Below are 8,155 nucleotides of genomic sequence, written 5' to 3'. Positions count from 1 at the left end.
CAGCGAGCAGGTCCGGGCCGGCGTCGGCGGACGCCGGAAGGAGCGTCGGGGCGCCGATCTGATGGGCGCCCGCCTCAAGGGCGCCGACCTGCACGGCGCGAACCTGCGCGGAGCCTGTCTGATAGCGGCCGACCTCACCGGCGCCGATCTGCGCCGGGCCGACATGATCGGCGCCGACCTGCGCGACGCCGATCTGACGGACGCCGACCTCACCGGCGCGTTCTTCCTCACCCAGCCCCAGCTGAACGCGGCCAGAGGAGGCGCGGGCACCCGGGTGCCGGCATCACTCGCCCGTCCGGGGCACTGGACACCGCTGCTCCGAGGATGACTCGCCGCCGGAGCCGCCGTCCTCGTCCGCAGGCCTCCGCGACGGGGCGTCCGGCTCCGCGGTGGGCGTCGGCGTGCGCCGCTCCAGGTGCAGCCGCAGTCCCTCCGGCATCAGTGTGAGCCGTTCCGTGATCCGCAGTCGGTACGCCGGGTCCGGCCGCAGCTCGTAGCGGCGCAGCAGCAGCCCGAGGACCAGCACGGCCTCGTGCAGCGCGAACTGGCGTCCGATGCAGGCCCGCGCGCCCGTGCCGAACGGCTTGTAGGTGTGCGGCGCACGGGCGCGGACGGCCTGGGCGTCGAAGCGGTCCGGGTCGAACCGTTCGGCGTCCGGACCCCACACCGCGGGATCCCGGTGCAGCATGCCCGTGAGCACCAGCGCCCAGCCGCCCCGCCGTACCGGATGCTCCCCGCCCAGGACGGTGTCCGCGCGTGCCTCGCGCGCGAACGCGGGCGCCGTGGGCCACAGCCGCAGCGCCTCGTCGAGGACCCGGCGGACGTAGCGCAACTTCGCCACCTGCTCGTACGCGGGCACGGCCGTGTCGCCCCACACCCGGTCCACCTCGGCGCGTGCGCGGGCCGCGATGCGGGGGTTGCGCGAGAGGTAGTGCAGGGCGAAGGAGAGCGCGCCCGACGTCGTCTCGTGTCCGGCGACCAGGAAGGTGATGACCTGCCGCCGGACGTTCTCGTCCGACAGGAGCTCGCCCGTCTCGGGGTGGGCGGTGTCCAGCATCCGGTCCAGCAGGTCGCCGTCCTTGCCGCCCTGCGTGCGGCGGTCCCGCACCAGGGCGTCGACGGTACGGTCGAGGTAGGCGATGTCGGCCTGGTTGCGACGGGCGGCCCGTCGCATCAGCGCGGGGGTCGGGACGGTGTTGAGGCGCTGTGCGTAGCTGAGGGTGCCGACCATCGCGGTGACGAACGGGTGCGGGCGGTCGCGCTCGAAGGAGCCGAAGTCGTGGCCGAAGCCGGTGCGCGCGATCGTCTCCAGGGTCAGCTTGGTCATGTCGCCCGGCACGTCCACCGCCCGGCCCGCGGCCAGCTCCCGGTCCCAGTGATCGGTGAGCCCTTCCGCCACGTCCAGCATCATCGGATGGTAGGCGGCCATGGCCTCCCGGCTGAAACCCGGGGCGAGGACGTCGTGCGCCAACTGCCAGTTGGGCTCGTGGTTGTACGCCGTGAACAGGGCGTCCCCGACGACGGGCCGCAGGTTGGCGATGCCGAGTCCCACGTGCTTGGCGAACCGCTGCTCGTCGGCCATGTCGGCGGCCAGACCGGCGCCCCACACGAACACGAACTCCCGGTTGAACGCCCTGCGCCGGAAGATCGGCCCGAGCCGGCCGGCGTAGCGCAGCGAGTCCTGCACGGGGGTGCGCCGGCTCGCGCCCAGGATGTCGCCCAGCAGGGGAAGGCGGCGCGGCGGGTGCGGAATGCGGTGCAGTTCGGGCCACCCGAGCTCCGCGCCGCGGAACCCCTTCGGCAGCGCGCCCGGCCCCGCCGGCCGGGCCGCCGCCGCTCCCGTCGTGCCCCCCGTGCCCCTAGGGCCCGTCGTCCCCGTCTCCGCCATGACGCGATCTCCCTTGATGCACCGGCAGGTTGACCATGTTGTACGTGAGTTCAATAGCGCGCCTCAGTCTGGTCCCGCCGCCGAGCGGACGTCAAGTAAGGTGCGGGGATGGCCGCGAACCAGGGCGAGCGCACCCGGCGCCGACTCAGCACCGGGGAGCGCAGGGAGCAGCTTCTGTCGGTGGGCGCGCGGCTGTTCTCTGAGAGCCCCTACGACGAGGTGTGGATCGAGCAGGTGGCCGAGATCGCGGGCGTCTCCCGCGGGCTGCTGTACCACTACTTCCCCACCAAGCGGGACTTCTTCGCGGCGGTCGTCGAGTGCGAGAGCGAGCGGATGCTGCGCATGACGGCGGCCGTCCCCGGCGTACCGGTCCGCGAGCAGCTGACCGCGGGCCTCGACGTCTATCTGGAGTACGTGGAGACCCACGCGCACGGCTACCGGGCCTTTCACCGGGCGGACGCCGCCGGCGACCAGAGCGTGCGCACGGTCTACCGGCGGGCGCTGGCGGCGCAGGAGCGCCAGATCCTGGCCGCCCTGGGTGCGGACCCCGAGTTCGGCCCGGTGTTCGAGGAGCGCCCCGAGGTGCGGCTGGCGGTGCGCGGCTGGCTGGCGTTCACCACGGCGGTCTGCCTGGAGTGGCTGCGTGGCGCGGACCTGTCGCGTGAGCAGGTGCGGGACCTGTGCGCACGGGCGCTGCTGGGGGTCATCGCGCCCACGGCGTAAGGGCGTCGAGGCCGGCAGGCGTGAGGGTGTCGGGGCCGCGGTGGTTGGCGCACGGGCGGATCTCCTATAGGTTAGGCAAGCCTTACCTTAGGAGGTTCAGGATGGGTGACGACCAGAGCTGGGCGGCCGCGCCTGCCGCCGCCGAGCGCGCCCGCTCGGTGCTCGCGGCCTCGTGGTCCTGCACGGTGACCGCGGACGGCGGCCGCGAAGAGTTCGTCGGCGCGCACACCGTCGACGCCGACGGCCGGGTGAGCCTGCGGGCGCCCGAGGACGGCGCCCTGCGCACGGCCGCGATCTGCGCGCCGCGCGGCGAGCCGTCCGCGGTGCTGGAGTTCGCCGACGTCGCACCCGTCCCGGTGCGCGGCCGGATCCGCGCCCGGCTCTGGCTGGCCGGCTGGTTCGCCCCGGACGACGACGGTCTCGCCTTCCACGCCACGCGCGTCGTGCTGAAGGAGAGCGCCGGCGCCGTGGTCGTCGACCTCGCCGAGTTCGCCGCCGCCGCGCCCGACCCGCTCGCCGTCGCCGAGGCCCACCTGCTCACGCATCTCGCCGACGCCCACCCCGACGCCGTGGAGCGGCTGACCCGGCTCGTGCACCCCGACAGCCTGCACGGCGCCGTCCGCGTCCAGCCGCTCGCCGTCGACCGGCACGGACTGACGCTGCGCATCGAACGCGCCCGTGCCCACGGCGACGTACGCCTGCCCTTCCACGCGCCGGCCGACGACGTCTCCCAGCTCACCGAGCGCATGCACGTGCTGCTCGCCCAGGCGGCCGCCGCGTCCTGCCCTCGCGCCCTACAGCGGCAGCGCGCAGACGGCGACGGGTGACGCGAACGGCGCGCCGACGAGCCGGAGTCCGCCTTTCGCGTCCACCCGGAAGACGCTGACGGTCCCCGACCGCTGGTTGGCGGCGAACAGCAGGCCGCCGTCCGGCGAGAGGGCGATCTGGCGCGGGAAGTCCCCTTCCACCGGGACCGTGCCGAGCAGGCGCAGCCGGGCCCCGTCCCGCTCCACGGCATAGCGCGCGAGGCTGTTGTCGCCGCGGTTGGCGAGGAAGACGAACCGGCCGTCCGGCGTCAGGGCCGGCTGCGCCGGGTAGTTGACGTCCGCCTTCGCGCCCGTGGACTGCGGCCTGCCGATCGTCAGCCGACCGCTCGACGCGTCGTAGGCGCAGACCGACAGGGTGTCGTCGGCCTCGTTCGCCAGGTACGCGTACCGGCCGCCCGGGTGGAAGGCGAGGTGGCGCGGTCCCGCGCCCGCCCGGGTGTGCGCCTGCGCGACCTCGGTGAGCGTGCCCGCCTTCTCGTCCAGACGGTAGCTGTACACGGTGTCCGTGCCGAAGTCGACGGCGATCACATGCCCGCCGTCCGGGGCGGTCACGAACTGGTGCGCGTGCGGACCCTGTTGGCCGGCCCGCGGCGCCGGACGGCGGTGCGTGACCTGATCCGTGCGCTCACCGAGCGCCCCCGAGGCGGCGATCGGATGCACCGCCACGCTCCCCGAGCCGAAGTCGGCGCTCAGCAGCCACCGGCCGCTCGGATGGACCGACACATGGCAGGTGTGCGCCCCGCCGGTGGCCCGGTCGCCCAGCACCGTACGGTCGGCGAGCCGTACGGCGGTCACCGCGCCCCGCGCGCGTTCGTTCGCGGCGTACAGCGTGCGCCCGTTCGGATGCACGGCGAGGTACGACGGGTCCGGGACGCCGGTGATCGTGCCGCCGCCGGTGATCCGCCCGGAGACGGGGTCGTACGAGGCGACGCCGACGCCCTTCCCGCCGCCCTCGACGGAGGTGTAGGCGCCCAGGTAGAGGGGGCGGGGACCGGAGGCGCCCGGCGTGGACCCCGGTGCGGTCGAGGGCGCAGGGGTCGAGGGTGCGGCGGACGACGACGGCTGTCCGGGCGGCGCGGCCTGCGGGACCTCCCGCGCGGACGCCGGATCCCCGCCGCCGTCCCCGTCACCCGCGCAGCCGGCCAGCGCCGACGCCGCTGCCGCGCCGCCCAGGGCGCCGACGAAGCGGCGCCTGGTCCAGCCCCGGCCCTCGGCCCCGCCCGGCGGGGGTGAGCCCCCGCGTGCCGCACCCGTCCCGCTGCCCATGCCCGCACCCGTCGTCGTCCGCCTCCGTCGTGACAGCCACCTTCACCCGGACCGCCGTCGAACGCAAAAGCGCGGCGTGACCCGGGGCCGCCGACCCGGGGGGAGCGGGCCCGGTGGAGTGGGCCGGGGGCGCAGGGCTACCAGTCGCCGTCCTCCACCGGGGCGCCCGGCGTGTCCTTCAGGTGCTGCACCTGGCCGGGGGCGGGCGGCTCCCACGGGTCCAGGTCGTCGCCGATCCATTCGCCGACCGGCCGCACCTCGCCCAGGGCGTCGCTCGGCGCGACGTCCTGCGCGTCGTCGTCGTAGTAGTCGAACCACGGCAGCCCCGCCTTGGTGTACGCGGCGCGGTCGACCGGCGACGGCGGCGGCTCCTCGCCGGTGATCCTGCGCCACTCCGGGGGCGTCACCAGATGCACGAAGACCCGCGCGGCGGGCGCCGCCGTGTAGTGGCTGAGCGGGCGCTCGTCCCGGTAGACCTCCTGGCGCATCGAACCGCCCACCCCGAGGCCCATCGCCGCGGCCGCGCGGGCCCGGGGCGCGCCGCCGGGACGCGGCGCCCCGGGCGACGCCATCGGGGCCGCGGGCGGCGGCAGGCTGCCGAAGACCCCGCCGATCAGGTCCGGCGTCAGCGGGATGCGGCTGCTGCGCTCGGCCTCCCGCCACTCGGCGCGCCGGCGCTCCTCCAGCGGGAACGACTGCAGCTGCACCCCTCCCCACACCTCCTCGCCGGTGACCTGGCCCTCGACGGTCGCGCCCAGGCCCAGCGGCACGGCGACGAACTGGCGCACCGTGCCGCTGCCGGAGTTGATGCCGTCCAGCCAGGGCTGGCGGGGGAGCGCCACGTAGTTCTGCGGGTCCCGGGAGAGCCGGTCGCTCCACGGCCTGCCGGAGACCGCGCACACCTTGCCCGCCCCGACCTGCAGCGCGGCCGGCTCCGAGGACGAAGCGAAGCTCAGCCACATCGCCTCGCGCAGATACATCGGCAGCATCACGCCCCCGCGCGCGAGCCACTCGGCGGGCACCGTGCCGGCGTGGTCGGCGACCCGCCGCACCGGGAACACGCCGAGGCCGGGCGGCAGGTCGTGGGTGCCCTTCTCCGGCAGGCGCAGGGTGCGCATGAACCGCACCGCCACCCCGCCCGGCAGCCGCAGCATGTCCCCGTCGATCCGTACGGCGGTGTCGGTCATCCGTGCGCTCCCCTCGTCGTCGTGCCTGTCAGTGGGAACGACGGGCGGCGGCGGTCCGGTTCCGCCCCGGCCGCAATCGACCGCGCGTCCGCTGCCTCAGCCGGTGCAGCCACGGACGGCGCTCACGCTGCTCCCGGCTGTTGCGGTCCAGCTCCTCGAGCAGGCGTTGCGTGCGGTGCTCGGTGTCGAGCTCGTCGATGATGCGGTCGACCTCGGTGAGCACCGCGCCGTGCAGCTGCCACTGACGGGCGTCGTGCTGCAGCTGCTCGAGCAGGAGCTGGGCGAGCTTGTCCCGGGTCGCCGCGGCCTGCCGCAGCTCGGCGGTGAGCCGGGACTCGGCGGCGTCCGCGTTATGGCTGACCTGCGTGGTCACGAGCACCGCGAAGCTGACCACCGCGTCGGCCATCTCCGACAGCAGCCGCTCGACCTCCTCGCCCGTCCCCGCCGGGAACAGCGGCTGCGGCTCGCGCTGCTTGGCCAGGTCGGTCAACGTGCGGGCGAGCACCCGCAGCACGACGGTGCAGATCTCCAGCGTGTCCAGACCGGTGCGCAGCACCACCCGGTGCAACAGACCCTCCCGCACGCGCGGGTTGAGCCGCAGGCTGTCCTCGGCCTGCCGCAGAGCCGCGTCCACCTCGACGATGTCGTGGTCCAGCCGGCGTGCCTCGTGCAGCCGTTCGGCCGCCTGTTCGTACGGGGTGCGTCCGGCGGCCTCCTCGCCGATGCGCAGCATCAGCTGCCGCAGCCGCCGGGCGAGCCCCTCGATCGACTCGCCCGCCTCCTCCACCCACACCGGAGGCGGCAGCAGCAGATTGCAGCCGAGCCCCACGAACGCGCCGATCAGGGTCTCCACCACCCGCGACCACGCCGTGTCCCCGACCGTGGTCACGCCGAGCACCAGCATGGCGCTGATCGCCACCTCGGGCACGTACTCGTCGACCCGCACCAGATGCCCCACGCCCAGCGAGGCCACGATCAGCAGCCCCAGGCTCCACCAGGTCAGACCCACCAGGAGACTGAACGCGATGGCCACGAGGACGCCGGCCACCACCGCGTTCACCCGGCGAACGCCGTTGGTCAGGGTCGCGTAGAGGGTGACCTGCACGACCAGCAGAGCGGTCAGCGGCGCGGTGAGCGGCAGCGCCTCGGGGCTCAGGCGCAGCGCGATGACATATGCGAGGGTGGCGGCCGCGGCCGACCGCAGCGCCTGGACGACGACGGGTTCCCGGTGGCGCTTGACCAGCCGCACCAGCGGCGCCGCTCGCTCACGTACTCCCTGCATCCTCTGTCCCGTTCCCCGTCACTCGCGGCCTCGAACGTTTCCGCAGCACCTCGCGTCGTACGCCGTCCGTTCGGCCGCGCCGGAGGCTGTGCTCTCCGACGGCACAGTCTGATCGATCTATGTCCATTCAGGACGATGGCTGTCCGCAAGTGTGCCTAGATTGTTCTCAGCGGCCGGGGGAACGCCGGCAGCGGAAGCCGAGGGGGAGACGCATGACGGACAAGGTCGGCACGGTCGGCACGGCCGGGATCGAGGCCCTCACGCAGGCGCACGACTATCTGCGCGACGTGGTCGCGGGCGTCGGGGACGGACTCTGGGGCAGCCCGACCCCGTGCGCGGGATGGACGGCACGGCAGGTGCTCAACCACGCCCGCATCGACCAGCAGGGCTACGGCCTCGCCCTCACCGGCGGTCGGCCCGACAGCGACCCGTTCCACCCGGCCGACGCCCTCGACGGCGACCCGGCGGCGGAGCTCGACAAGGTGCTGGTCATGGTGGCCGAGGCCTATGCGGCGCTGCCCGCGGACACCGAGGAGGCGCCGACCCCGCTCGGCCCGCTGCCGCTGCGGATCGCCGTCGGCGCCGCCGCGATGGACGCCGCCGTGCACGCCTGGGACATCGCCGTCGCCACCGGTCAGGACCGCCCGCTTCCGGTGGCCGCGGCCGAGGGCATCCGGCCCGCGGCCGACCGGCTCGTGAACCACCTGCGCGACGCCTACCAGGTCTTCGCCCCGGCCAGGGAGCCCGCGGCGGACCACGACCCGGCACAGGCGCTGCTGGCCTTCCTCGGCCGCGACCCGCACTGGACGCCGCGCACGCACTGAAGCGCCGCAGCCCCGCCCGGTCCGCCGCGCCCCATCTCGCGCGGACCGGCGGGGGGACGCAGTCGAAGCCCCAGTCCCAGCCGAGGCTCCAGACTCAGCCGGAGCCGGAGCCGGAGCCGGAGCCGGAGCCGGAGCCGGAGCCGGAGCCGGAGCCGGAG

Annotated in this window: 8 protein-coding genes; 4 read left to right on the top strand and 4 right to left on the bottom strand. The window is 74.8% G+C overall.

The window, feature by feature from the left end:
* Nucleotides 1–328 (top strand): pentapeptide repeat-containing protein (locus ABT300_RS38815; RefSeq protein ID WP_351686322.1); only part of this gene is annotated, 328 nt, incomplete at its 5' end.
* Here the strand turns inward: ABT300_RS38815 and ABT300_RS38810 are convergent.
* A complete protein-coding gene (locus ABT300_RS38810) occupies nt 284–1,888 on the bottom strand; it encodes a cytochrome P450 (protein WP_351686320.1) in 1,605 nt (534 codons plus the stop codon). The two genes, ABT300_RS38815 and ABT300_RS38810, sit on opposite strands and share 45 nt — an antisense overlap.
* Nucleotides 1,889–1,996: 108 nt before the next feature.
* On the opposite strand from ABT300_RS38810, the gene ABT300_RS38805 reads away from it, so the two are divergent.
* Both ABT300_RS38805 and ABT300_RS38800 read left to right on the top strand, forming a co-directional pair.
* Nucleotides 1,997–2,611 (top strand): TetR/AcrR family transcriptional regulator, encoded by a 615-nt coding sequence (locus ABT300_RS38805; protein ID WP_351686318.1) that lies wholly within the window; start codon nt 1,997–1,999, stop codon nt 2,609–2,611.
* 101 nt (nt 2,612–2,712) lie between these two features.
* Complete coding sequence (locus tag ABT300_RS38800; protein WP_351686316.1) at nt 2,713–3,438, top strand: DUF2470 domain-containing protein; 726 nt, start codon at nt 2,713–2,715, stop codon at nt 3,436–3,438.
* Here ABT300_RS38800 and ABT300_RS38795 read toward each other — a convergent pair.
* The 3 genes from ABT300_RS38795 to ABT300_RS38785 form a co-directional block, all read right to left on the bottom strand.
* Nucleotides 3,406–4,704 carry a lactonase family protein gene (locus tag ABT300_RS38795; RefSeq protein ID WP_351686314.1) on the bottom strand — a complete coding sequence of 433 codons (1,299 nt, stop codon included), beginning with the start codon at nt 4,702–4,704 and terminating at the stop codon, nt 3,406–3,408. The two genes, ABT300_RS38800 and ABT300_RS38795, sit on opposite strands and share 33 nt — an antisense overlap.
* 137 nt (nt 4,705–4,841) lie before the next feature.
* Nucleotides 4,842–5,891, bottom strand: coding sequence for a hypothetical protein (locus ABT300_RS38790; protein WP_351686312.1), 1,050 nt, complete (start codon nt 5,889–5,891; stop codon nt 4,842–4,844).
* Nucleotides 5,892–5,919: 28 nt separating this feature from the next.
* Nucleotides 5,920–7,173: an FUSC family protein gene (locus ABT300_RS38785; RefSeq protein ID WP_351686310.1), complete on the bottom strand. Its 1,254-nt coding sequence runs from the start codon at nt 7,171–7,173 to the stop codon at nt 5,920–5,922.
* Between the two features lie 212 nt (nt 7,174–7,385).
* On the opposite strand from ABT300_RS38785, the gene ABT300_RS38780 reads away from it, so the two are divergent.
* A complete protein-coding gene (locus ABT300_RS38780) occupies nt 7,386–7,997 on the top strand; it encodes a TIGR03086 family metal-binding protein (RefSeq protein ID WP_351686308.1) in 612 nt (203 codons plus the stop codon).
* The last annotated feature ends 158 nt before the right edge of the window (nt 7,998–8,155 follow it).

It is taken from the genome of Streptomyces sp. NPDC001027 (assembly GCF_040299045.1).
In the GTDB taxonomy this organism is placed as follows: Bacteria; Actinomycetota; Actinomycetes; order Streptomycetales; family Streptomycetaceae; genus Streptomyces.
Note: the sequence above shows the minus strand (reverse complement) of the source record. Positions and strands in the feature narration are given on the sequence as shown.